26 protein-coding genes are annotated in these 20,857 nt (G+C 66.4%); 8 read left to right on the top strand and 18 right to left on the bottom strand.

The annotated features are described in order from the left end of the window. Window positions 1-69: 69 nt before the first annotated feature. From B1A78_RS09905 to B1A78_RS09895, 3 genes are read left to right on the top strand one after another with little or no spacing between them, the layout of a single operon-like run. Window positions 70-738 carry an alpha/beta hydrolase gene (locus tag B1A78_RS09905; RefSeq protein WP_077146806.1) on the top strand — a complete coding sequence of 223 codons (669 nt, stop codon included), beginning with the start codon at window positions 70-72 and terminating at the stop codon, window positions 736-738. Further along, entirely contained in the window at window positions 735-1,655 is a 921-nt protein-coding gene (gene cysK / locus B1A78_RS09900; protein WP_077146805.1) for a cysteine synthase A, read from the top strand. Before B1A78_RS09905 ends, cysK begins: the two co-directional genes overlap by 4 nt. Before the next feature lie 9 nt (window positions 1,656-1,664). Beyond that, on the top strand, window positions 1,665-2,822 hold the full coding sequence (locus B1A78_RS09895) for a cell wall hydrolase (protein WP_077146804.1): 1,158 nt from the start codon (window positions 1,665-1,667) through the stop codon (window positions 2,820-2,822). Window positions 2,823-3,000: 178 nt separating this feature from the next. On the opposite strand, the gene B1A78_RS09890 is transcribed toward B1A78_RS09895, so the two are convergent. From B1A78_RS09890 to B1A78_RS09870, 5 genes are all read right to left on the bottom strand, one after another. Then, entirely contained in the window at window positions 3,001-4,017 is a 1,017-nt protein-coding gene (locus tag B1A78_RS09890; RefSeq protein WP_083734033.1) for a nucleotidyltransferase and HEPN domain-containing protein, read from the bottom strand. 86 nt (window positions 4,018-4,103) lie between these two features. Further along, window positions 4,104-4,427, bottom strand: coding sequence for a DUF736 family protein (locus B1A78_RS09885; protein ID WP_077146803.1), 324 nt, complete (start codon window positions 4,425-4,427; stop codon window positions 4,104-4,106). 225 nt (window positions 4,428-4,652) lie between these two features. Then, a complete protein-coding gene (locus B1A78_RS09880) occupies window positions 4,653-5,459 on the bottom strand; it encodes a hypothetical protein (protein WP_077146802.1) in 807 nt (268 codons plus the stop codon). A 133-nt stretch (window positions 5,460-5,592) separates the two neighbouring features. Further along, window positions 5,593-5,850 (bottom strand): DUF5818 domain-containing protein, encoded by a 258-nt coding sequence (locus B1A78_RS09875; protein ID WP_077146801.1) that lies wholly within the window; start codon window positions 5,848-5,850, stop codon window positions 5,593-5,595. A 106-nt stretch (window positions 5,851-5,956) separates the two neighbouring features. Further along, the gene (locus tag B1A78_RS09870) at window positions 5,957-7,534 is read right to left on the bottom strand and encodes a PAS domain S-box protein (RefSeq protein WP_077146800.1); all 1,578 of its coding nucleotides are present in this window, start codon (window positions 7,532-7,534) and stop codon (window positions 5,957-5,959) included. A 167-nt stretch (window positions 7,535-7,701) separates the two neighbouring features. Between B1A78_RS09870 and B1A78_RS09865 the strand changes: the two genes are divergently transcribed. After that, window positions 7,702-8,085: a response regulator gene (locus B1A78_RS09865; RefSeq protein WP_077146799.1), complete on the top strand. Its 384-nt coding sequence runs from the start codon at window positions 7,702-7,704 to the stop codon at window positions 8,083-8,085. A 66-nt stretch (window positions 8,086-8,151) separates the two neighbouring features. Here the strand turns inward: B1A78_RS09865 and B1A78_RS09860 are convergent, their stop codons facing one another. The 5 genes from B1A78_RS09860 to B1A78_RS09840 all read right to left on the bottom strand — a co-directional run bounded on the left by B1A78_RS09860 (window position 8,152) and on the right by B1A78_RS09840 (window position 12,065). Then, the gene (locus B1A78_RS09860; protein WP_077146798.1) at window positions 8,152-8,415 is read right to left on the bottom strand and encodes a hypothetical protein; all 264 of its coding nucleotides are present in this window, start codon (window positions 8,413-8,415) and stop codon (window positions 8,152-8,154) included. 310 nt (window positions 8,416-8,725) lie between these two features. Next, entirely contained in the window at window positions 8,726-9,745 is a 1,020-nt protein-coding gene (locus tag B1A78_RS09855; RefSeq protein ID WP_083734025.1) for an NAD(P)/FAD-dependent oxidoreductase, read from the bottom strand. Then, on the bottom strand, window positions 9,742-10,437 hold the full coding sequence (locus tag B1A78_RS09850) for an MgtC/SapB family protein (RefSeq protein ID WP_077146797.1): 696 nt from the start codon (window positions 10,435-10,437) through the stop codon (window positions 9,742-9,744). Before B1A78_RS09850 ends, B1A78_RS09855 begins: the two co-directional genes overlap by 4 nt. Further along, a complete protein-coding gene (locus B1A78_RS09845) occupies window positions 10,430-11,311 on the bottom strand; it encodes an NAD(P)H-hydrate dehydratase (protein ID WP_077146796.1) in 882 nt (293 codons plus the stop codon). Before B1A78_RS09845 ends, B1A78_RS09850 begins: the two co-directional genes overlap by 8 nt. Beyond that, window positions 11,304-12,065 carry a histidine phosphatase family protein gene (locus B1A78_RS09840; protein ID WP_077146795.1) on the bottom strand — a complete coding sequence of 254 codons (762 nt, stop codon included), beginning with the start codon at window positions 12,063-12,065 and terminating at the stop codon, window positions 11,304-11,306. The genes B1A78_RS09845 and B1A78_RS09840 overlap by 8 nt, the downstream gene beginning before the upstream one ends. A gap of 268 nt (window positions 12,066-12,333) precedes the next feature. Between B1A78_RS09840 and B1A78_RS09835 the strand changes: the two genes are divergently transcribed. From B1A78_RS09835 to B1A78_RS09825, 4 genes are all read left to right on the top strand, one after another. Further along, window positions 12,334-13,080, top strand: coding sequence for an HAD-IIB family hydrolase (locus B1A78_RS09835; protein ID WP_077146794.1), 747 nt, complete (start codon window positions 12,334-12,336; stop codon window positions 13,078-13,080). A 202-nt stretch (window positions 13,081-13,282) separates the two neighbouring features. After that, a complete protein-coding gene (locus B1A78_RS22630) occupies window positions 13,283-13,426 on the top strand; it encodes a hypothetical protein (protein WP_179102020.1) in 144 nt (47 codons plus the stop codon). 131 nt (window positions 13,427-13,557) lie between these two features. Then, window positions 13,558-14,127 (top strand): DUF4142 domain-containing protein, encoded by a 570-nt coding sequence (locus B1A78_RS09830; RefSeq protein ID WP_256837630.1) that lies wholly within the window; start codon window positions 13,558-13,560, stop codon window positions 14,125-14,127. Between the two features lie 82 nt (window positions 14,128-14,209). Then, window positions 14,210-14,788 carry a DUF1989 domain-containing protein gene (locus B1A78_RS09825; RefSeq protein ID WP_077146793.1) on the top strand — a complete coding sequence of 193 codons (579 nt, stop codon included), beginning with the start codon at window positions 14,210-14,212 and terminating at the stop codon, window positions 14,786-14,788. A 72-nt stretch (window positions 14,789-14,860) separates the two neighbouring features. Here the strand turns inward: B1A78_RS09825 and B1A78_RS09820 are convergent, their stop codons facing one another. From B1A78_RS09820 to B1A78_RS09785, 8 genes are all read right to left on the bottom strand, one after another. Further along, complete coding sequence (locus B1A78_RS09820) at window positions 14,861-15,196, bottom strand: hypothetical protein (protein WP_077146792.1); 336 nt, start codon at window positions 15,194-15,196, stop codon at window positions 14,861-14,863. Window positions 15,197-15,236: 40 nt separating this feature from the next. Next, the gene (locus B1A78_RS09815; RefSeq protein WP_077146791.1) at window positions 15,237-16,019 is read right to left on the bottom strand and encodes an SDR family oxidoreductase; all 783 of its coding nucleotides are present in this window, start codon (window positions 16,017-16,019) and stop codon (window positions 15,237-15,239) included. Then, on the bottom strand, window positions 16,012-17,229 hold the full coding sequence (locus B1A78_RS09810) for a zinc-dependent alcohol dehydrogenase (protein WP_077146790.1): 1,218 nt from the start codon (window positions 17,227-17,229) through the stop codon (window positions 16,012-16,014). The genes B1A78_RS09815 and B1A78_RS09810 overlap by 8 nt, the downstream gene beginning before the upstream one ends. 41 nt (window positions 17,230-17,270) lie before the next feature. Beyond that, entirely contained in the window at window positions 17,271-17,945 is a 675-nt protein-coding gene (locus tag B1A78_RS09805; RefSeq protein ID WP_144037758.1) for an SRPBCC family protein, read from the bottom strand. 231 nt (window positions 17,946-18,176) lie between these two features. Continuing rightward, complete coding sequence (locus tag B1A78_RS09800; protein ID WP_077146789.1) at window positions 18,177-18,833, bottom strand: DUF6766 family protein; 657 nt, start codon at window positions 18,831-18,833, stop codon at window positions 18,177-18,179. After that, window positions 18,814-19,491, bottom strand: coding sequence for a PRC-barrel domain-containing protein (locus B1A78_RS09795; protein WP_077146788.1), 678 nt, complete (start codon window positions 19,489-19,491; stop codon window positions 18,814-18,816). The genes B1A78_RS09800 and B1A78_RS09795 overlap by 20 nt, the downstream gene beginning before the upstream one ends. Window positions 19,492-19,708: 217 nt before the next feature. Next, window positions 19,709-19,906, bottom strand: coding sequence for a hypothetical protein (locus B1A78_RS09790; RefSeq protein WP_256837622.1), 198 nt, complete (start codon window positions 19,904-19,906; stop codon window positions 19,709-19,711). Continuing rightward, complete coding sequence (locus B1A78_RS09785) at window positions 19,903-20,652, bottom strand: Crp/Fnr family transcriptional regulator (protein ID WP_077146787.1); 750 nt, start codon at window positions 20,650-20,652, stop codon at window positions 19,903-19,905. The genes B1A78_RS09790 and B1A78_RS09785 overlap by 4 nt, the downstream gene beginning before the upstream one ends. Window positions 20,653-20,857 lie beyond the last annotated feature (205 nt).

Raw genomic sequence — 20,857 nt, 5'->3', positions numbered from 1 at the left:
ATTTAGTTGAATTATCTCTGCTGCACCCGTCACCGCGGTTTCCTTCCTTCCCCCGATGGAGATCCCGACATGCAGAACAGCCTGATCCGCCACAAGATTCTGACGATCCCCGGCCTCGACAACAGCGGCCCGCGCCACTGGCAGAGCCTGTGGGAGCATAAATTCGCCGACTGCGAGCGAATCGATCTCGGCAACTGGTCGAGCCCCGACAAGGACGAGTGGGTCGACCGGATCGCCGACGCGATCGCCGCCGAGGACGAGCCCGTGCTCATTGCTGCGCACAGCCTCGGCTGCCACGCCTTTGCCCATTGGTTCGCGCATGCCGGCGGCGTCGCCCGCGCTCGCGTCGCCGGCGCGCTGCTCGTCGCGCCGCCCGACCTCGGCGACCTGCGCCGCGACAGCCGCGTCGCCGGCTTCACCGACGCCCCCGCCTTCACCTCGCGCACGCCGATCATCGTCGTCGCCAGCGACAATGACAGCTATGCCAAGACCTCGCACGTCTGGCGCCTGTCGCGGCAGTGGGACGCACGCTTCGTCAACGCCGGCCCCTTCGGCCATATCAACGCCGATTCGGGGGTCGCCGATTGGCCTTATGGACTATATCTGCTGGCCTCGTTACAACCCGCGCCCGTGCCCGACCTGGCCGATGAAAAGCTGTGGGTCCGGGCGGGCGACTGGCCCAACCGGGTCCGCCGCGACCCGCGCTTCGACTTCAAGGAAAGTGCTTACCGACCATGAAAGCCAATTCGATCCTCGATACCATCGGCAACACCCCGCATATCCGGGTCGCCAAGCTGTTCCCCGACGCCGAAGTCTGGGTGAAGTCGGAACGCAGCAACCCGGGCGGGTCGATCAAGGATCGCATCGGCCTCGCGATGATCGAGGCGGCCGAACGCGACGGCAGCCTCAAGACCGGCGGCACCATCGTCGAGCCGACGTCGGGCAACACCGGCATCGGCCTCGCGATGGCGGCCGCGGTCAAGGGCTACAAGCTCGTCCTCGTCATGCCCGAAAGCATGTCGCTCGAACGCCGCCGGCTGATGCTGGCCTATGGCGCGACCTTCGACCTGACACCGCGCGAAAAGGGCATGAAGGGCGCGATCGAGCGCGCGATCGAACTCGTCGAGACCACGCCCGGCGCCTGGATGCCGCAGCAGTTCGAAAATGAAGCCAATATCGACGTCCATGTCCGCACCACCGGCCCCGAAATCCTCGCCGATTTCGCCGACACGCCGATCGACGCGCTGATCACCGGGGTCGGCACCGGCGGCCATATCACCGGCACCGCGCAGTTCCTGAAAGGCCATTGGCCGAACCTCAAGGTCTTCGCGGTCGAACCGCTCGCCTCGCCCGTCATTTCGGGCGGCCAGCCCGCGCCGCATCCGATCCAGGGCATCGGCGCCGGTTTCATCCCGCGCAACCTGCACACCGACCTGCTCGACGGCGTGATCAAGGTCGATGCCGCCGATGCGAAGGATTTCGCGCGCCGCGCCGCGACTGAGGAAGGCATGCTCGTCGGTATCTCGTCGGGCGCCACCCTCGCCGCGATCGCGCAGAAGCTCGCCGAACTGCCCGCGGGCAGCCGCGTCCTCGGCTTCAACTACGACACCGGCGAGCGCTACCTCTCGGTCCCCGACTTCCTCCCGGAAATCTGAGTTCCCGCCATGGCGTCACAGGCGCCCAAATCGACGACGCCGCTGTGGCGCGACCGGTCGGCATGGCTGTTCGCGCTGCTCGCGGTCGCGGCGATCGTCGGCGTGCTCTATGCGAGCAGCCTCGGCGGCCCGGCGAGCGTCAGCGTGCGCATCCCGCCGGTCGCGCCGCCAGCGAGCAGCGTGCCCGAAGTGCTGCCGATGGAGCTCGCGCCGGTTACCGTCGATGACGCCCGCGCCGCGAACGAGAAGATCCCGCTGGTGACCAAGGGCTTCGTCGCAGCGCGACCCTTCGTCTATGGCGGCGACGCCGACAATCGCGGGCGCGCGCGCGACTGCCTCGCCGCCGCAATGCTCTATGAGGCGGGCGACGACAGCGGCGGCCAGCGCGCGGTGGGTCAGGTCATCATCAACCGCGTCCGCCACCCCGCCTTCCCCAAATCGATCTGCAACGTCGTCTTCCAGGGCTCCGAACGCGTCACCGGCTGCCAGTTCACCTTCACCTGCGACGGGGCGCTCGCGCGCCGCTATTCGGCCGCCGCCTGGACGCGCGCGCAGGTGAATGCCGAAATCATCCTGTCGGGCGGCGTCGACCCGCGCGTCGGGCTCGCGACGCATTACCACACCGACTGGGTGCGCCCCTATTGGAGCGACAGCCTCGAAAAGATCGCGATCGTCGACACCCACCTCTTCTTCCGCTGGCCGGGCTATTGGGGCACCCCCGGCGCCTTCCGCGGCAATGTCGCGGGCGTCGAGGCACCGGTCGCCAAGATGGCGGGCCTCTCGCCGCTCCATATCGGCGGCGCCGCGACCGACCTCGCGACCGCCGAGACCGAAGCGGCGGTCGGCGAGCCGCGCATCACCGGCGGCGCGATCCCGGGCCAGGTGACCTCGGGCGGACGCGAGACGATCACGATCACCCTCGACCGCAAGGCGACCCCCGAAAGCTTTGTCACCCTCGCGCTGCGCCTCTGCGGCACGCGCGAATATTGCAAGTTCATGGGCTGGACCAACCCGACGCTCAAGCCCGAGAGCGAAGCGATGAGCGACATGCAGCGTTCGGCGATGACCTTCTCCTACCTGCGCGACGACAAGGCGGGGTTCGAAAAGGCGCTGTGGAATTGCACCGAATATAAGCGCGACGATGCGCGGCAGTGCATGAAGCGGTGATGGACGCGTAGGCCGCTTGCTACTGCTTTGGGGTGGAAAGCCGTCTTTAAGTTCTGACGGCTAGAAGCCCTTGGCGCCGCCACCGTCTAAGCTCAATATTCGACAAGGGTTGTCGCCATCGAACACCTTCAAGTCAGCACCTCCAAGTTTGACACCCCAACCCAGTCCTTCTCCTAACTCACACTTTCAGCAAACGAAAGCTGACGGAAGTTATTAAGGTCGCTGTCTTCAACAAGTAAGGAGTGGCTTGAGGTGCGTTGCGCTCAGAGATCGTCGGCAAAGCAAACGTCTGCTTTCGGCGCCAGTCAGTGTCGGCGGCAACGGCCGACATCGGGCGCAATGCGGCCACGCGTTCGCCCAGCCAGGCAAGCTCTTCCTCGGAAATGCTGTAATGCTTCGAATAGCGGGCCTTGATGTAGGCTTCCTTCAGCTTCTCGAAGCGCGCGCGCTCGGCTTTCGTCTCACGCGGCCATGCATCAATCAGCCGTCCGTCGACGCGTTCGGCTTGGGTTCGCAAGAAGGCCAAATTGTGGACATGTGGCGTGTAGAACGTGCAAACCAGCAATACGCAATGATAGAGGCGCTCGGTGGCTTGATGAAAGTCGGAGGCTGCCTTTTTAAGCCATCCCTTTTGAACAGCGTATTCCGCCGAACCGCTAAATTCGCCGGCGCTCGGCAACCATTCATCAAAATACTCCCGCGCCATCTCAAGCGCCGCATGCGGCGTCTTCGGCTGCGGCTCGGCGAGTTCACTGTCCTCAGCCTCGTACAGCGCGATCCCGTCGCGCGCGACGTCCATGAAGAAATAGCGCCCCTCGCGAAGCCCGCCGTTCACCTCGTCGAGGCTGTGAACGATGAAGTTCACCGGAGTGCGCAGCGTCTTCGTCACCGACAGTTCGCGAATGAGCCGGTCGTCGAGCTTCGACCAATAATCGGCGCGATCGGTCAGCCGCTTGTCGTTGACGATGATCAGCAGATCATAGTCCGACTGGTAGCCCTTCGCGGTGTGCGGCTCGTCGACCCAACCGCCGCGCGCATAGCTGCCGTAAAGAATGATCTTCGAAATCCGCCCCTTCTTCTTCCAGCCCTGCGTTGCGAGCGCCAGCGCATCCTCGAATTCTTCGAAGACAATCTGCACCACACGCTCGAGTTCGCGCTGCTTGTGGGGAGGAAGATGGTCGATACCGCTTTTCATCGTCGTCACCCTATCAAGGCGGCAGCATCCGCGCACCAGCATATTGCAGCCAATGCGGGGATAAGCCGTGACTTTTCGGTTCCGCCTCAATCGGCGGGGTTCCAGAGCAAGGCATAGGCGTCGGGATTGTCCTGCCCCGCCGCGCGCGCGAGGTTCGCATAGAGCCGCCGCTGCCCGAATTCAGGGGCTTCGAGTGCGAGCGAGACATAGCGCCGCTCGGACACCGCAGCGAGACGCACCCAGCCCGCGCCGATCTCCACGTCATCGGAATAGACACGGTAGTCGGGCTGCACGTCGCTGCCCTTGCCGCGATTGCAGCGGATTTCGATCGGTACCCGGATCGATAGGGTACGAAGCTCGCCAACAAACCCCTTCTCGATCGTGCCGCTAACGAAGCCGATAGCTCCCATGATCTGTCTCCTGCCTGTGTCCGCGAGCCCGTCCCGCGGCGCAGGGAGGGAGCCGGGGCGCCGTCAGGCACCGGCGCACCCGCAGGGCCGCAACGGCAGTGGAGGACGGGCGCAGCCCGTTGCGCCGGTGCCTCGCCCCGGCAGACGCCTCAAGCGCGGAACGGGATCGCGGTCAGGATCGAAGATCGTGCGGACGTCCCGGCGAATGTCGAAAGCTGGCGAAAGTTACGCCCGCGCGCCGCCCGACCAATGGCGTCCGCCCCCGTCGCGCCATCCAAGGTACAGGCCGAGGAGCACGAGAACAGCAGCGATGCCGGCTGCCGCGGCGACCGCGGAAGCCTGCTGGCCGCCGGCTGCATATATGGCGGCGAGTGCCCAGAGAAAGACCAGCGCAAAGGGCGGATTGCCCTTGCCGCGCGCCAAAGCCACCGCCGCAATCACGCCGCCGACCACGACGACCGCGGCCGAAATCAGTGGCGCAGCTTCCGGTTCGGCATTCACGCCATAGAAACGCAGGGTCGCAGCGACGTTCACGATCGATGCCGCGGTCAACCAGGCCGCGAGCGCCGATAGCGGAAGGACCGCCCCCCAGCGTTCGACCGCGGTGAACCCCGCAGGCCAGTCGGCGATCCGGCGATAGGCGACCAGGATCGAAATCAGCGAACCGAAGATGATGATCGTCGAAACGATGTCGATGTCGTTCAACTGCACCCACATCGCCCACAGGGCATTGCCGAGAAAGGCGCCAGCAGCGGGCCAGCGAAGCGCCGCGAAAAGCGTGCTGGCGCGTCCGGCGGCGGTGAATTGCAGAGCAGCGAACACCAGCGATCCGAAATAGAGCGCCCCCCACATCGAAAAGGCCCAGCCCGCGGGCGTGATCAGTGTCTGGACGACGTCCGATCGCTCACCAACGGGCGTGCCGATCCCGATCGCGGGCAGGAAAGCAGCGGCGATCTGAGCGAGGGCGCAAAGCAGGACGATCGCGCGCGAGGGATCGGCGGCGGGTGCGGGTGTGGCGATGCTGTGGTTCATTCCATTTCAACCGGCGCCGCGCCGCTTCGTTCCCGGCGGACCCCCACGCAAAAATGAGAGGGCTCGGCCGACAAGCAGGTCGGTAATCCAAGGGCTCGATCGACGCACTGCGTCGGCGCACAGCCCATCGCAATCAGTCGAGCGGCTGGGCGGCCTCGTCCATCCCGGAGCTTTCGGGGGTAAGGATGATTTCCGGCGCCACCCCGTCGACCTCGACCAGATCGTCGCCGACGAGCACTCCGGTGATACGGACGCGCTTCTCGACATGATCGACGGGAGTCCGGCGAAGGTCGAGCTGCCAGCGACCGCCAACGTCGCGGCGAAGGGCGAAGCCCCCTGCCACACGAAGCAAGGTTCCCGACTCGTCGATACGTGATCCGATGCCCGCCATTGCGACGCCTTACCCCAATCCAGGATGCCCGGCCAGCCAGCTGGAACCGCACTGCGCCGAAGGTCCCCAATCACACTCCATCCCGGTCACCTCGCACCGGATTCTGTCAGGCCGGCAGATCGAGCGAGCATCGCACGCCCCTGGGATCGAATTCGATGTTCGCGGTCCCGCCCTGTGCGCGAAGTGCGCGCTCGAGCATGCGCGTGCCGAAGCCCGTCCGGGTCGGCGGCGCGACCGGCGGCCCTCCCTGTTCGCACCAGTGGAGGCGTAGCCGGTCGCGGCCGTCCTCCTCTGCGATGTCCCAGCGGACATCGACGGAACCGAGATCGCCGGAAAGTGCGCCATATTTGACGGCATTGGTTCCAAGCTCATGGAGCGCCATCGCCAGCAGCAGTGCGCGCGACGCCGGGACTTCGGCATCGTCTCCCGCGAGGCTGATGCGTCCCGGCTTCATCTTGTCGAAGGCATGGAGCGCGCGCTCGATCATTTCGCCGGCCGACACGGTGCCCCAGTGGCGCTCGGTGAGCAGATCGTGCGCATCCGAGAGAGCGCGCACGCGGGCCTCGAACGACTGGCGTTCGGCGGGCGGCGTCTCGCGGAAGGTCTGCGAGGCGATCGCCTGTACCATGGCGAGGGTGTTCTTCACGCGGTGGCGCATTTCGGCAAGGGTAAGGCGGAGCTCTTCCTCGGCCTTCCCGCGCGCCGCAATCTCGAAGCGCGCCGCCTCGTGGAGATGGGCATTATCCATGGCAACCGCCGCCTGCGCCGCGACCGCCTCGACCAGCGCCTCGACCTCGGCGTTGAAGATGCCGGGCTCCTCATGGCCGAAGAAGAGGCCTCCATGCACCGCGCCCGAGCGCGAGACGACGGGAACCGCGAGATAGCTGACGACCGGCAGATGACCCTCGGGCATTCCAAAATGCGGAGCGCTGTGGCCATAGCGCGGATCGCAGCGAATATCGTCGGAACGAATGGTCCCTTCGCCGCGAAAGGTCGGATCGAATACCGCGGTGTTGCGCGGCATGCCGAAGCGCTCGAACGCTTCGCGCGGCGCACCCGAAAGCGAGAAGAGCAGATAGCTTTCGCCCGCATCATCGAGAACATTGTAGAAGAAAGCCCCGAAGCGCGCGCCGCTGAGTTCGGTGGCGATCTCGGTTACCGCTTCGACGATGCGTTCGAGATCGAGATCCTGCGAGACGATCTGCGCGACGCGGTTGAGCTGGGCGAGGTGCTCGGCCTGGCGCGCGAGCTGCGCCTCGACCGCCTTGCGCTCGGTGATGTCGCGCGCGATCTTGGAGGCCCCGATGATCGTGCCGTCGGCGCGCCGTACCGGGGAGACGGTGATCGAGAGATCGACAAGGCTTCCGTCCTTGCGGCGGCGCACGGTCTCGAAATGCTTGACCCGCTCCCCCGCCTTGACGCGCTCGATGATCGCACTTTCCTCGGAGTGCCTGTCCTCGGGAATCAGCTTCAGGATCGACTGCCCGACGATCTCGCTTGCCGAGTAGCCGAACAGCCTCTCGGCCGCCGGGTTCCAGCTGGTGATGACGCTGTCGAGCCCCTTGCTGATAATCGCATCGTCGGACCCTTCCACAAGCGCCGCGAGATGCGCACCGCTTTCGACCGCAGCCGCGGATGTGCCGCGACCTTCATTCTCGGCGTCGATCACATCTTCGTCCTGCATCGATAACTGCCCCTGCCCCCACTATCCCGAATCGAGAATTACGGCCGGACAAGAAACCCTTGAACGCTTGATGCGTTCCGCCGACACTGCCAAGCGCCCTGCCAGTTGCCGAGCGTCCGCTCCCATCCGATCCATGACACAGGGCCACCGCCATCACCGGACCGAATATGAATGCTCCCGCGCGCTGCACCGCCCTCGTCGCAGAGGATGAATGGCTCGTACGCATCGACATCGTCGAGGCGCTTGAGACGGCAGGATTTACGGTGCGCGAGGCGGAATCGGCCGAACATGCGCTGCTGCTGATCGCCGAAGCGCTGCCGCAGGTGCTGGTGACGGATATCCGCCTCGGCGGCGCACTCGACGGCTGGTCGCTTGCCGAGGAATATCGGCGCGGCCATCCCGCCGGAGGCGTCGTCTATGCCTCGGCAAATGTGCCGCTGACGACGCGCCAGGTCGACGGCAGCTTCTTCTTCTCCAAGCCCGTGCTCATGACTGCGCTTGTCGATGCCTGTCTCGGCCTTTGCACCGACCAGAACCAGACGCCTACCTGAGAGGCGAGACGGCGAGCCCGACGAATGACGCTCCTCGCGCGGTCCGCGACGCATGGGAGACCTGGCTCAGGCGGCTGCGGCACCGGACGGCAAAGAGGCGTTAGCGCCGGGCGGCAAGGGGTTAACCGTCGGCCCGTGAGCCTTGGCGGGCGTGCCGTGAAGTTTCCAGAGATTGATCTCGGTCTTGCTCATCCGCACGAGCAGGCGGTCGCCATCCCAAAGCTCGACCTCGCAGCAGCCGCGCTCGTTCAGCGCCGCCTGAAACGCCTGATAGGGATCGTCCGCCTGGAAATCGATGCGGCGCGGCGCCGCGCTGTCGTCGGTGAACAACAGGAGATGAAAAGGACGCATAGATGCTCCTGTCGTGTCGGGAGCAGGCGCGACCTAGCTCTCGGTAAGGGATCGATCGGCAGGCCGTATGTAACGGATGGGACTGCGGCATTGTGCCGGAACCACGAGAAGCCGATCTGGGTGGAGCCGCAGCCGAGTCTCGATTAGCATATTTCCCCGGTCCAAGCCGCTTAATCGTTATGATCGAGATCAACTCCAGGCCGCGCAAGGGCGTCCGGAAGCAACAAACCTGACCGGACGGAGCGCACGCTGCCTCGCCAGCCAAGCCGGTATGCGAATTCCAGGCCGGTCAATGCTGATCGGCCATCACATGGCCTTCGCGCGCGCGCAGCCAGTTGTGCAGCCGCGTCGCCGCCGCCGCGCCATGTCCCGTCGCGGTGCTGATCTGGTCGAGGCCCGCGAGAACATCGCCGGCCCCATAGACGCCGGGCATGAGCGGCTCGGCAAAGGCGTCGGCGGGAAGGCAGCGATTGGCGTCGCCTTCGAGCCCCAGCCCCGCCAGCAGTTCGCTCCGCGGCTCGGACCCGAGCGCGGGATAAAGCGTGTCGAAGACGAGCGGCGCCTGCGCGCCCGCGAGCTGCACCTCGATCCGTCCTTCGCGGTGGACGAGGCGAAGCAGCTGGCGGTCCTCGATCCGGACGTCGCTTGCCTCGAGCTCGGCGCGCTGTCCCTCGGTCAGGGCGACCTGCCATTTGGGGATTAGCGTGACGTCGTCGGTATATTGGCGGAGGAACATCGCCTCGGCGGCGCCGTGGAGATCGGATCCCAGCACCGCGATCCTGCGCCCCCGATGCTCAAAGCCGTCGCAGATAGGACAATAGCGGAGCGCCCCGCTTCGCACCGCCGCGTCATGCTCTTCAGCCTCGACGACCGCCTCGTTGGTGACGACGCCCGTCGCGAGGATCAGACCGCGCGCCGAAATGCGGCCGCCGCCCTCGATCTCGGCCGTGAACTTATCGCCGTCCCCGGCACCCGACAGACGCTCGACGCGCCCGACCTCGATCACCGCGCCGTAGCGCTCGGCCTGAACGGTCAGCCGCGCGACGAGGTCGGCGCCCGATATTCCTTCGGGAAAGCCCGGCACGTTCCACGCCATGGGGGCGCCGAGCGCCCGCGAGCGGCCGTCGTGCAGCACGCGGACGCGGCGGCGATAGCGCGCCAGATAGAGCGCTGCTGTAAGACCCGCGGGCCCTGCGCCGACCACGATCGCATCGCAATCGGGCGCATCCTCGCGCTCGCGCTCCGGCGCGCGCGCCGGTACCGGCCCTGCTGCGCCGCCTCCCGGCGCTCCGTCGCCGGCCGCCTTCATCCCTGTTGCGGCCTGATATCGTAAGAAGCGACGCGCACGTCGGCGGTGAGCACGGCGGCGAGCGCGTCAGCGCAGTTCTCGTCATAGCCCGCGGCGATGGCGGTGAACCCCGGGGCGCCGCCGCTGCTGCGCTGCTCGACCGTGATCGCCTTCAGCCCCTGTGCTGCGAGCAAGGCCGTCACCTCGCTCGCGGCGATGCTGGTCCCCGGCGCATAATCGAGCGTCACATGCGCAATGCGTCGCTGTGGCGCGTGGCGCTCGGTCCAGGTTACCGCGGCGAGCACGAGGAAGGTCGCGACGCCCCCGAAGATCGCGAGCTCGTAGAAACCGACGCCGAACAATATGCCGAGCGTCGCGGTCATCCAGAGCGACGCCGCGGTGGTGAGGCCGCGAACATTGAGCCCTTCGCGGAAAATGACCCCGCCACACAGGAAGCCGATGCCGGTGAGCACGCCGTGCGCCATGCGGACGGGGTCGATACGAACGACCTCGGTGGGCGTATCGGTCAGCCACTCCATCTGGTGCACCGCCGAGAGCATCAGCAGGCAGCAGGACAAGGCAACGAGAATATGGGTGCGTAGCCCGGCGGGGCTCGCGCGATATTCGCGCTCGCCGCCGATGATCGCGCTCGCGAGCACCGCACCGAGGATCGGCCAGAGCAGGTCGGGATCGAGGAGATCCAGCTCAAACACCGCGCATCAGTCCCGGGATTAGCGGCAGCAGTTCGCGCGCGAGATAGCCGAGCGGCCCCATGGTTTCGCCGAGGCGGCGTCCCGCCTCGCCGTGCAGCCAGATGCCCCATGCCGAGGCTTCGAGCGGCGTGAGGCCCTGCGCGCCGAGCCCGGCGATCAGGCCCGCCAGCACGTCGCCCGACCCGCTGACCGCAAGCCCGAGACCGCCGCCAGCATAGGCAAGGCATGTGCCCTCGGCGATGAGATGGCTCGTCGCGCCTTTCACCATCACCGCGGCGCCGAACCGGTCCGCGGCCTTGCCGAGCGCCGCGAGCGGGTCGGACGCCACCAGTTCTTTCTCGACGTCGAGCATCGCCGCAAGCTCGCCCACGTGCGGGGTCAGGACGGTGTGCGCGGAGCGCATGCGGATCGCGTCGGCATGCGCCGCAGCGGCGCGGAGCGCGAAGGCGTCGAGCAGCAGGAACATGTCTTCGGGCAGCTCCGGCAGCAGCGCTTCGAGCAGCGTCTGGACGATATCGGCATCGATCATCGCCGGCCCGAAGACGATCGCATCGTGCAACGCTATTTCGGCGATCAGCAGCTCGGCCGCCTCGGGCGCAATCTCGCCCGCTTCGGTCTCGGGAAGCGCGGCGACCGCGCACGACGGAAAGGCAATGCCGATGGGGATCGCAGCCGAGGCGATCGTCGCGATCGTCACCTTCCCCGCCCCGGCCCGAAAGGCGGCCTCGGCGGTAAGCAGCATGCCGCCGGGAACGCGGCGGCTGCCGCCGATCACCAGCACACGGCCGCGCCCATTCTTGTCGACATTGTCATGATGATCTGGAAGCGGGTTCGCCTTGAGCCACGCGCTATCGAGCGGCACCACGTCAGCCACGCGCGGCTACCATCGCATCGGGCTCGCTGGTCACCGGAACCTCGCCCTCCATCGGCGCGGTCACATTATAGCGGGACAGCACGAGATTGCCGTCGCGACCCGCAACGGGATCGAAGCGGTATTCAGTGATCGCGCAGTTGGCGACGTCGCCCTGCTTGTCGATCGCTAGAATCTCGGCCTCGCCGAGATTCTCGATGATCGTACGGAGGCAGAGCACCACGACCTGGTGTGCGACGATCATCACCCGGCGCCCGCCATAATGGAGAGACACGGTATCGAGCAGCGAACGGAGGCGAAGGATCACATCGCACCAGCTCTCGCCGCCCGGCGGGCGATGATAGAATTTGCCGAGTGCGAGCCGGAACTCCGCCTGCTCGGGGTGCGCCGCCTCGATACCGAGCCGGGTCAGCCCGTCGAGGATGCCGAACTCCTTCTCGCGGAGCCGCTCGTCGATGCAGATTTTCTCATCTGGGGCGCATCCTCCGGCGCCGCGAAATATCTCGGCCGTCTGCACGGCCCGAACATAAGGCGAGGCCAGCATGATCTCGGGACGGCCATCCTCTTCTCCGGAAGCGAACCATGAGCCAAGCGCGCGCGACTGCTCTTCGCCGAGCTTCGATAGCGGCACATCGACATCGCGGTGGTCGAGCGCGATGCGCAGCTCGCCTGCGGCATCGGCAGCGTCGCGCGCGACATTCCCGGCGCTCTGGCCGTGGCGTACCACCCAGAGGGCCGAAGGCCAGCGCGGTGTCATCGAATAGTCTTCCTCGTCATCGAGACGCTAACGCCTCCGGCGCCGAACTCGTTGCCTTGCGTTTGCGCCTCGCCCGGCGAGCGGTCCCGGGGGCTGCCGGGGCGCCTTTCCTTCCCGGCAACTACGGCCGCTCCTTGGGCCGCGATGCCCGTCCGTGCCTCTCCGCGACCGGGAGCCGGGAGAAACGCGGCAAGGAACTTCGACGGCTTCGGGCGATTGTGAGGCTTTGCCGGCTGCGCGCCGGCGGCAGCCCACAGAGGAGATATTCATGAAGAAACTCATCGCCTTCGATCTCGACGGAACCTTGGCGGAGAGCAAGCAGCCGCTCGGGCCCGAGATGGGGGCGGCGCTCGCGAAGCTGCTGAGCGTTGCCGAGGTCGCGGTGATTTCGGGCGGCGACTGGCCGCAGTTCGACAAGCAGGTGGCGAGCCGCCTGCCGGCAGACGCCGATCGCGCCAAGCTCTGGCTGATGCCGACGACGGGCACGAAGCTGTTCGTCCACCGCGCCGGCGCCTGGACGCCGCTGTATGCCGAGCTGTTCGACGAGGAAGAGAAAGCGCGCATCCTCGCTGCCTTCGATGCGTCGCTCGCAGCGACGGGTTTCGTGCCCGAGGAGGTCTGGGGCGAGCGTATCGAGGACCGCGGCAGCCAGATCACTTTCTCCGCGCTCGGCCAGCAAGCGCCGATCGACGCCAAGGAAGTCTGGGACCCCGACTTTGCGAAACGGCGGATCATCCAGGCGGATCTGCGCACGCGGCTTCCCGGCCTGTCGATCAATATGGGGGGCGCCACGTCGATCGACATCACCCGCGAGGGCGTCGACAAGGGCTATGGCCTCAAGAAGCTCAGCGCCGCGAGCGGCATCGCGCTCGGCGAGATGATCTTCATCGGCGATGCCATCTTCCCCGGCGGCAATGATTATCCGGCGAAGCTGCTCGGGATCGACACGGTGCGGGTGCGCGATCCGCAGGAAACGATCGCGGTGGTCGAGGGCATCGCCGCCTGCCTCGCCTGAGCGCGCCGCGGCAGCGACAGCGGCGGCAACGAGCGGCGGGCTTCGCCGACCGCGCCGCCATCAAGACCGCGCATTCACCGCGAGAGGCGAACCGCCAAAAGCGTATAACTTCGATCAACCCGCGGCATCCCGGCGCAACAAGCAGGGGGAGCGCGGGGTTTCCGAGATGGCCCGTTTCCGGGCTGCATGGAAAGGATGCGTCATGGCACAGAATGACCAGAAAGACGGCAAGCAGCAGGGCAGCTCGTCCGGCAAGGGCAGCCAGCAGCAGCAGGACAGCGGCAAGAGCCAGTCGAGCGCCGGCAAGCAGCCCGGCGGCAAGGACCAGGGCAAACAGAGCCGCTGATCGTGGGTCCCCTCCCCGCACGAAAGACCGGGCCGCGGCGGTTGCCGCGACCCGGTCTTACGCGCGGTCCAAAAGGCGGCGTGTCCGACGACCCCCCAAGACAGATCCAAAACAGATCGAGGAGAGACGAGATGAAGAATTGGATAGGAGCCGCGGCGCTTGCCGCGCTCGTCGCCGGATGCGGCGGCCCCGACACCACCGAAGCGGATCAGAAGGCCACACCGGCGGACACGGCCATGCCCGCGCCCGAAGCGGCTGCCCCCGCCGCCGCCCCGGCCGCAAGCACGGCCGACTATATCGCCAAGGCCGGTGCCGGCGATCTCTGGGAGATCGAATCCTCGAAGGCGCTGCTGGCGAAGTCGAATGATGCCAAGGTCCGGGCGTTCGCCGAAATGATGATCGATCATCATGGCAAGTCGACCGCCAAGGTGAATGCGGCGGCCGAGGCCGCCGGCGTCGAGGTCGCGGCACCGAAGCTCGATCCCGACCAGGAGAAGATGCTCGCCGACATCAAGGCCGCCGATGCGGCAGGGATCGACAAAATCTATCTCGGCCACCAGAAGACGGCGCATGATGCCGCGCTTGCGCTCCACCAGGGCTATGCCGCTTCGGGCGAGGCGGTGGCGCTTAAGCAGGCCGCGGCCGAGATCGTTCCCGTCGTCGAGGCGCACCGCACCGAACTCGGCAAGCTCGCGCCCTGAGCGCCGACGTCATCGTCATGACACGACCGGGCGGGAAAACCGCCCGGTCGTTTTGGCATGCGACCAGAGACAAGGACCCTGAATGACCCAACGGATCAGCCCGCGCAGCGGCACCGCCTTCCTGCTTCCGCGAGATGCCACTCTTTGTGTCACCGATCCCGAAGGCGGTCAGGTGAGCGATCTGCTCGCGTTCAGCGCGGCCGACCCGCGCGAGGCGATCTCGAACGGGCGGACCTTCGACTATGAGGAAAGCATCCGCCTGACGGTCGGCAATCGCCTGTGGTCGAACCGTTCCAATGCGCTGCTCGAGATCGTCGAAGACAGCTGCGGGGTGCATGATTTCCTGCTGACGCCGTGCAGCGAGGCGACCTTCCGGCATTTCTATGCCGACAAGCCCGTTCATCGCGGCTGCTTCGGTAACCTCGCCGAAGCACTCGAACCCTTCGGAATTGCCGCCGACGCCATTCCCGTCGCATTCAACCTGTTTATGAATGTGCCGGTCGGCAGCGACGGCAAGATCCGCGTCCTCCCGCCGACGACGAAAGCCGGCGACTTCATCCGTCTGCGGGCGCTCGACGACCTCATCATCGGGCTGACCGCCTGTTCCGCCTACGACAGCTGCGGCGGCAGCTTCAAGCCGATCGACTACAGGATCGAATGAAACAGAGAGCGGTTGGTCGGCAGCACGAGATTGCAACGCGCCGGCCCGACCACCCCGGGTATTCTCGTACGGCTAGCGGCTTCCGCCTACCGGCGCATCCGCCCTCTTGCCGGGCGGCGGCGTGTCGGGTTCGGCGGCGCGCCCTCCGCCGCCCTGCGGATCGCTGTCATAGTCTTCGGCATTGCCCTTGCCGCCGGCGCCCGCGCCGCTTCCGCTGACCGGACCGCTGCCGGTGCTGCGGCGCCGGCCGCGATTGGCGGCGCCCGACACGTCGCCTGCCTCGCGCTCGGCTACGGGATAGCGATCGGGCGTCGTCGTCCCGACATTCTCGCGCCGTTCGACGGGCTCCTGCGGCAGCGACCCGTCGCCGGCAGATGCTCCGCGCTTGCTGTCATCGGCATCGGTCATGTTCGTCTCCTCTTCGCGGCCAGGGGCGTCATCCGCCCGATCAGTCTTGTTTCCCCGAGCCGGGCTCGGCGAGTTTCCGGTGCATTTCGGCGGTGGTCGCTTCGCTGAGAACGCCCGACGCCAGAACCTGCGCCTTGTTCTTGAGGCCGTGGACGACAGCATGCTCGCCCGCGAGGAGCGCGTCCCAGCCCGTTTTCGCGACATCGGCGGGATCGTCCTTCTCCGACTGGCCGACCTTGGTGTCGAGCATGCCGGCGCGCTCGAAGAAACGCGTGTCGGTCGCGCCGGGCTTGAGGCAGGTGATGGTGACGCCGCTGTCCTTCAGTTCATTGCCGATCGCGGCAGCGAAGCTGTCGACGAACGCCTTGGTGCCATTATACACCGCCTGAAAGGAGCCGGCGAGGTGACCGGCGATCGAGCCGGTGATCAGCACCTTGCCTTCGCCGCGCGCGACCATCGCCTTCAGGACCGGCTGAAGCAGCAGCAGCGTGCCGGTGATGTTGGTGTCGATGACGTGCCGCCATTCGGCCACCGGCTGGTCGAGAAAACCGTGCCCGAGGCCATGGCCCGCATTCGCGACGAGAATGTCGATTGGCCTGCCGCCCGCGGCGGCAAGAAGCCGCTCGACGCCGGCAGGGGTCGCCAAATCGGCTTCGACCGCCTCGACCTCGACGCCCTTGGCGAGGAGGCCCGCGGCGGCATCGACGAGCGGCTCGTCGGCCGCGACGATGAGATCGTATCCATCCTTTGCCGCGAGCATCGCAATCTCGCGGCCGATGCCGCTCGAAGCGCCGGTGATGAGGGCGAGTTTACGCTCAGGCATGTTCCATCTCCTGCCGGGCCGTGATGGCCCCTTTTTCGAGCCCCGGCTTGAGGACGATCTTGGTGTAGAGATTCTGCTCGTCGTGCCAGTGCCGGTACATGTCAGCGGCATCCTCGAGCGGCGCGTGATGCGAGATCAGCGAGACGGTGTCGAATTTGCCATCGCGGATCATGTCAAGCAGTTCGCCCGAATAGCGCTGGACGTGCGTCTGGCCGCTCTTGACCGTAAGTCCCTTCTCCATGAGCTGCCCGAGCGGGAATTTGTCGGCGAAGCCGCCGTAAACACCTGGGATCGAGAGCCGGCCGCCCTTGCGGCACGCGAGGATCGCCTGCCGCAAGGCATGGATGCGCTCGGTCGACGAGAGCATCTTGACCTTCACCTGGTCGAGGATGTTGTCGACGGTGAACCCGTGGCTCTCCATACCGACGCAGTCGATGCAGGCGTCGGGCCCAATGCCGCCGGTCATCTCGGCGAGCGCCTCGCGAACATCGACCTGCGTGTAATCGAGGATCTCGGCACCATATTTCTTCGCCAGCGCAAGGCGCGTCGGGAAATGATCGATCGCGATCACGCGCCCGGCGCCGAGAAGCAGCGCCGACTGGATCGTGAACAGGCCGACGGGACCGCAGCCCCACACCGCGACAGTATCGCCGGGCTCGATGTCGGCGTTGACCGCCGCCTGCCAGCCCGTCGGGAGGATGTCCGAGAGAAAGAGCACATCGTCGTCGGCCAAATCATCGGGTATGACCACCGGACCGACGTCCGAATAGGGAATGCGGACATATTCGGCCTGCCCGCCGGCATAGCCGCCGGTCAGATGCGCGTAGCCGAAGGCCGCGCCCATCGCGTGGCCCATCATCAGCTCCGAAGCATCGCGCGTCTCGGAGGGATTGCTGTTGTCGCAAGCGCTATATTGCTGCTTCTCGCAGAAGAAGCATTGGCCGCAGCTGATCGTGAAGGGAATGACGACGCGCTGGCCGCGCTTCAGCGTCGAGCAGGCGCCCGTCTCAACGACCTCGCCCATGAACTCGTGCCCGACGATGTCGCCCGCGCGCATGCCCGGGATATAGCCATCGTAGAGATGGAGGTCCGAACCGCAAATCGCGGTCGAGGTAACGCGAATGATCGCATCGCGCGGATTGACGATTTCGGGGTCGGGGACGGTCTCGACGCTGATCTTGTGGCGTCCCTGCCAGGTAACGGCGCGCATGGCCTTCTCCTTGAGATATGATTGTGCTGCGTGGTCGGCGTTCAGATATGCGGCTCGGCGGGGCTCTCGGCGCTTCGTGCCGAGGGCGAGGCGTTGCTCGTCACTTCGCCGGTTTCCATAAGCTGCTTGAAGCGGTGAAGGTCGCGCCGCGCCTGCACTTCGGGCTCGCGCTGGAGTAGCTTGGCGGCGAGGCGCCCCACCTCCCCCGCGGGCGGATCATAAGCGAGGATCAGGCTCACAAAGGTGCCGCGGCCTGCCGGCGCGTCGGTGAAGCGAACCTCGCCGCTGTTCGCGATGTCGGACGCGGGCGTGCTTTGCCAGTAGATCGACTGGTCGGGGACGCGCTCGGTGATGCGGTTGACCAGCGTCACCTCGCGCCCGGCGGGGGCCTTGATCGTCCATTGCGAGACATCGTCGCCGAGATCGTCGACCGCGACCACATTCTCCATGAATTCGGGAAAGCGCTCGGGTGTCCAGGCGGCGTAAAGCTCGGCGCGCGGGCGGTTGACGAGCAAGGATTTGCCGAACAGCGCGCGGTCCGAAGCCTTGTCCAATGTCCAGTGCGGGGCGTCGGTCGCGATCGGCTCGTATTCGCCGGCCTGCCTCGCTTGCCGGCGGCGCTGCCAGAGCGCGGCGCCCGTCGCCAGCGCGGCGATGCCGGCGCCGGCGGCGGCGAGCAGCAAAGGATCGGTCAAGTCGGTCTTATGTCTGGACATGGATCATCTCCCGCCCGGGAGCAGCCCGGGCGTCATCTGGGGAACGCCGACCCTGCCGGCGTCTTTTCGGGAAGCGCGGCCCCGCGTGCGAGGCGACACTCGACTGACGCCCACCTCCTGCGATCGTTCCGGCGGGAACGGATAAAATCAGAGGTTCGCCGCATCGACGGACCGAGCCGCCCAGCGGCTCCCGCAAAGGCGAGCGTGCATCGGGGACAGCAAGGCCGAACATCATGAGCCGGTCTCCGCGTGCGGCGCCGCGACCGGCTTGGATTCGGGCGACTCCTTCTGGCGAAGGAAGATCGAGAGGAGCACGAGTACGGCGGTCGAAAGAAACTCGCTCTGCCAGTTCTGGAAGGATTCGAACCAGAGGCCGGGGTCGCCGAGGTATGCGAAAGTGGAAAGGGCAATCTCGCCATGTTCGCGCGCCTCTTCGGCGGCGGCGCGGGCGCTTTGCGTCCAGTGGAGGATGAAGGATGCAAGAAAGAAGAGCGCGAGCACCAGCCCCAGCGAGCGGGCGTAAAGCGCACGGGCGAGACGGCCCTTGCGCAGAACCGCTGGCGCGCCTGGTTTGAGCGCTTGCGCTGCAAGATCGGCGTCGCGCGGCGGGGCGTCCGGATCGCGCGATTCCGAGGAGCCGCGCTGAACGAGCATCGCAGTCAGCACAACATAGGCCGACATCTGGAGAAACTCGCTCTCCCAATTCTCGAACACCGACGACAGGAACTGGGAGCTGCCGCTGTAGGCCCATAGCGACATGGTCGGTTGATGGTGGCGCACGGCGTCTTCGAGCGCGACGTGCCAACCGGTCACCCACTGGCCGACGATCGACACTGCGAAAAGCAGGAGCAGGACGAGGGTGAGGCCGTTATCCCTGAGCCGCGACATAAGCTGTCTCCTCATCGGCGTCTCGAGGCCGCTCGCCAGCTGCCGCAGCCGAGGCTCCCGCCGAAGCGCCCATGACCTCCCGTCCGCGCGGCGGACGCGCGGGCCAAGCCGCCCCGTCGAGCGCATCGCGCTTCTCATATTCGGCTGCGCTCATCAGCAGCACCAGCCCGTCCGCGTGACAGTCGAGCATCGCCGCAGGCACTGCGCGAAGCGTCTCGTCGATGCCCCCGATCCCGCCGCTCGCAACGACGACATAGGAGAGGCATCCGCTTTCGCATTCGATCATCGCATCGACTGCCTGGCCGATCGCTTCGCCGCGGATATCGCTCACCGGAAGACCGCCGAACGCGCTCGCTGCAAAGAGCGATGGCGAAGCCGCGGTCCGGCTCCGTTTCGCGGCCCGCCGCGCGCCGTCCTCATATTCTCGCTGGCGGCCGAGCCAGCGCCAGATGCCGACAAGATTGACGAGCGTCAGAAAGAGGTTCGTCGCGAGGAGGTTGGTCTGGCCCGAACTGAACCCGACGGCCGACCAGGCGAGCGAGCCCAGCGTGAACACCACGAAGCCCCAGCCGGTGATGCGCGCCCCGAGATTGGCGGCCGTCATCATCGCCGCGATCATCGTCGCGGCGGGCGCTATCAGTCCGGCGGCCTCTTCCACGTCCGGCTATCTCCTCGATCGGCAGCGCCCCGTGGCACTCGTTCAAGGAAAACCCGCCGCCGCGCCGCCGCGTTCCCGCGGACGGCGGCGATACAACATCGATCAATGCGTTTACCGGCCGCGCGCGCTGCGCCTCCGGCTTCGACCGCCCCGTCTGTGGCCTATCGACGACCGCCCCACCACCCCCTGCGCGCGCCGGAGCTGAGCGGCCGGCCCTTCAGGACCGCTTGCGGGCGACCTGTTCTTCAGCGCGTCCCGCCGCCTCGATCAGGCTTTCGCCGGTCCCGCGCGCCGCCGCAGCGGTCATCGTTACCGCGACACCGTCGGGACCATCGAGAACAACCATGCCATCCTCGGCGGTGGCGACGCCGGCCCGGGTCTCGGGCACCGGGGGCGAAGGCATTTCATCGGTCATCGGCGGGGCCTTTGGTCTGGGGGCGGCGGAGATGAGGGATCGTCGATATAGAGATAGGAGGGATCGAACTGGCCGCGCCTTGCGAGCTTCGGCGCATCGAGGATCTCGACCTTGCCGTTGCGGAAGATGCAGAGCCCTTCTTCGCGAAGATGGCGCACGACGCGGTTCACATGGACCGTCGTCAGGCCGCAAATCTCGGCCACATCGGCCTGCGTCAGCCCGAGATTGAACTGGCGTCCGTCGCTGAGCCCTGCCGAAAGGAGGCGAACATTGGTTTCGCAGAAGAAATGCGCGACACGCCCGATCGCGTCGAGGCGGCCGAGCCGGAACAGCCAGGCGCGGTGGATCGCGGCGTCGAGCAGCGTGGCGAACCAGAGCTTGCGCGTCAGCTCGGGCATTTGCTCAGTGATCGCGTCGAGCTCGACGTGCGGGACGATCGCGATCGTCGCCGGCGTCATCGTGCCGACGTCATGATCGAGGCGCTTGAGCGGATAAGCGTGGAGGTCGACGAAGTCGCCCGGCAGATGGATGGCGACGAGCTGGCGAAGACCGTTCCGGTCGTCGAGATAGCGCGACATGATGCCCTCGACGAGCAAGGTGCTCTGGTCGAGCCATTCGCCAGCGCGCGCGATGATCTTGCGTGCGTCGACGGTCTTTGTTTCGCTGATGGCGGCCTCGAGGCGTGCGCGCTCGCCGGCTTCGAGGCTCACCCCGCGACGGTCTCTCAAAAAGCGATCGGTTAACATCACTGACGTTCCCTGGTTCGTCCGAAATGCGTGAGCGGGCCTGCTCAACTGCGGCCATCCCGAAAGCCCGGCAACCACTCGCAAGGGAAGCGGAATCGTGATGATCGAGGTTAATCGCAAACCCGTCGCAGCAACTTTCAAATCGCGAAGTCGTTCCATCACCATGATCGGAGGGGTGTCGGGACGCATGCCCGTCTCCCTCTCC

Origin of the sequence: Sphingopyxis sp. KK2 (assembly GCF_001990265.1) — a bacterium.
Taxonomy (GTDB): domain Bacteria; phylum Pseudomonadota; class Alphaproteobacteria; order Sphingomonadales; family Sphingomonadaceae; genus Sphingopyxis.
This window is presented reverse-complemented; position numbering and strand designations above follow the sequence as displayed.

What these genes read in the sequence shown, in the direction of transcription:
- B1A78_RS09905 (WP_077146806.1), top strand. Translation starts at nt 70, where the DNA reads ATGCAGAACAGCCTGATCCGCCACAAGATTCTGACGATCCCCGGCCTC.
- cysK (WP_077146805.1), top strand. Translation starts at nt 735, where the DNA reads ATGAAAGCCAATTCGATCCTCGATACCATCGGCAACACCCCGCATATC.
- B1A78_RS09895 (WP_077146804.1), top strand. Translation starts at nt 1,665, where the DNA reads ATGGCGTCACAGGCGCCCAAATCGACGACGCCGCTGTGGCGCGACCGG.
- B1A78_RS09890 (WP_083734033.1), bottom strand. Translation starts at nt 4,017, where the DNA reads ATGAAAAGCGGTATCGACCATCTTCCTCCCCACAAGCAGCGCGAACTC.
- B1A78_RS09885 (WP_077146803.1), bottom strand. Translation starts at nt 4,427, where the DNA reads ATGGGAGCTATCGGCTTCGTTAGCGGCACGATCGAGAAGGGGTTTGTT.
- B1A78_RS09880 (WP_077146802.1), bottom strand. Translation starts at nt 5,459, where the DNA reads ATGAACCACAGCATCGCCACACCCGCACCCGCCGCCGATCCCTCGCGC.
- B1A78_RS09875 (WP_077146801.1), bottom strand. Translation starts at nt 5,850, where the DNA reads ATGGCGGGCATCGGATCACGTATCGACGAGTCGGGAACCTTGCTTCGT.
- B1A78_RS09870 (WP_077146800.1), bottom strand. Translation starts at nt 7,534, where the DNA reads ATGCAGGACGAAGATGTGATCGACGCCGAGAATGAAGGTCGCGGCACA.
- B1A78_RS09865 (WP_077146799.1), top strand. Translation starts at nt 7,702, where the DNA reads ATGAATGCTCCCGCGCGCTGCACCGCCCTCGTCGCAGAGGATGAATGG.
- B1A78_RS09855 (WP_083734025.1), bottom strand. Translation starts at nt 9,745, where the DNA reads ATGAAGGCGGCCGGCGACGGAGCGCCGGGAGGCGGCGCAGCAGGGCCG.
- B1A78_RS09840 (WP_077146795.1), bottom strand. Translation starts at nt 12,065, where the DNA reads ATGACACCGCGCTGGCCTTCGGCCCTCTGGGTGGTACGCCACGGCCAG.
- B1A78_RS09835 (WP_077146794.1), top strand. Translation starts at nt 12,334, where the DNA reads ATGAAGAAACTCATCGCCTTCGATCTCGACGGAACCTTGGCGGAGAGC.
- B1A78_RS22630 (WP_179102020.1), top strand. Translation starts at nt 13,283, where the DNA reads ATGGCACAGAATGACCAGAAAGACGGCAAGCAGCAGGGCAGCTCGTCC.
- B1A78_RS09830 (WP_256837630.1), top strand. Translation starts at nt 13,558, where the DNA reads ATGAAGAATTGGATAGGAGCCGCGGCGCTTGCCGCGCTCGTCGCCGGA.
- B1A78_RS09825 (WP_077146793.1), top strand. Translation starts at nt 14,210, where the DNA reads ATGACCCAACGGATCAGCCCGCGCAGCGGCACCGCCTTCCTGCTTCCG.
- B1A78_RS09820 (WP_077146792.1), bottom strand. Translation starts at nt 15,196, where the DNA reads ATGACCGATGCCGATGACAGCAAGCGCGGAGCATCTGCCGGCGACGGG.
- B1A78_RS09815 (WP_077146791.1), bottom strand. Translation starts at nt 16,019, where the DNA reads ATGCCTGAGCGTAAACTCGCCCTCATCACCGGCGCTTCGAGCGGCATC.
- B1A78_RS09810 (WP_077146790.1), bottom strand. Translation starts at nt 17,229, where the DNA reads ATGCGCGCCGTTACCTGGCAGGGACGCCACAAGATCAGCGTCGAGACC.
- B1A78_RS09805 (WP_144037758.1), bottom strand. Translation starts at nt 17,945, where the DNA reads ATGTCCAGACATAAGACCGACTTGACCGATCCTTTGCTGCTCGCCGCC.
- B1A78_RS09800 (WP_077146789.1), bottom strand. Translation starts at nt 18,833, where the DNA reads ATGTCGCGGCTCAGGGATAACGGCCTCACCCTCGTCCTGCTCCTGCTT.
- B1A78_RS09790 (WP_256837622.1), bottom strand. Translation starts at nt 19,906, where the DNA reads ATGACCGATGAAATGCCTTCGCCCCCGGTGCCCGAGACCCGGGCCGGC.
- B1A78_RS09785 (WP_077146787.1), bottom strand. Translation starts at nt 20,652, where the DNA reads ATGTTAACCGATCGCTTTTTGAGAGACCGTCGCGGGGTGAGCCTCGAA.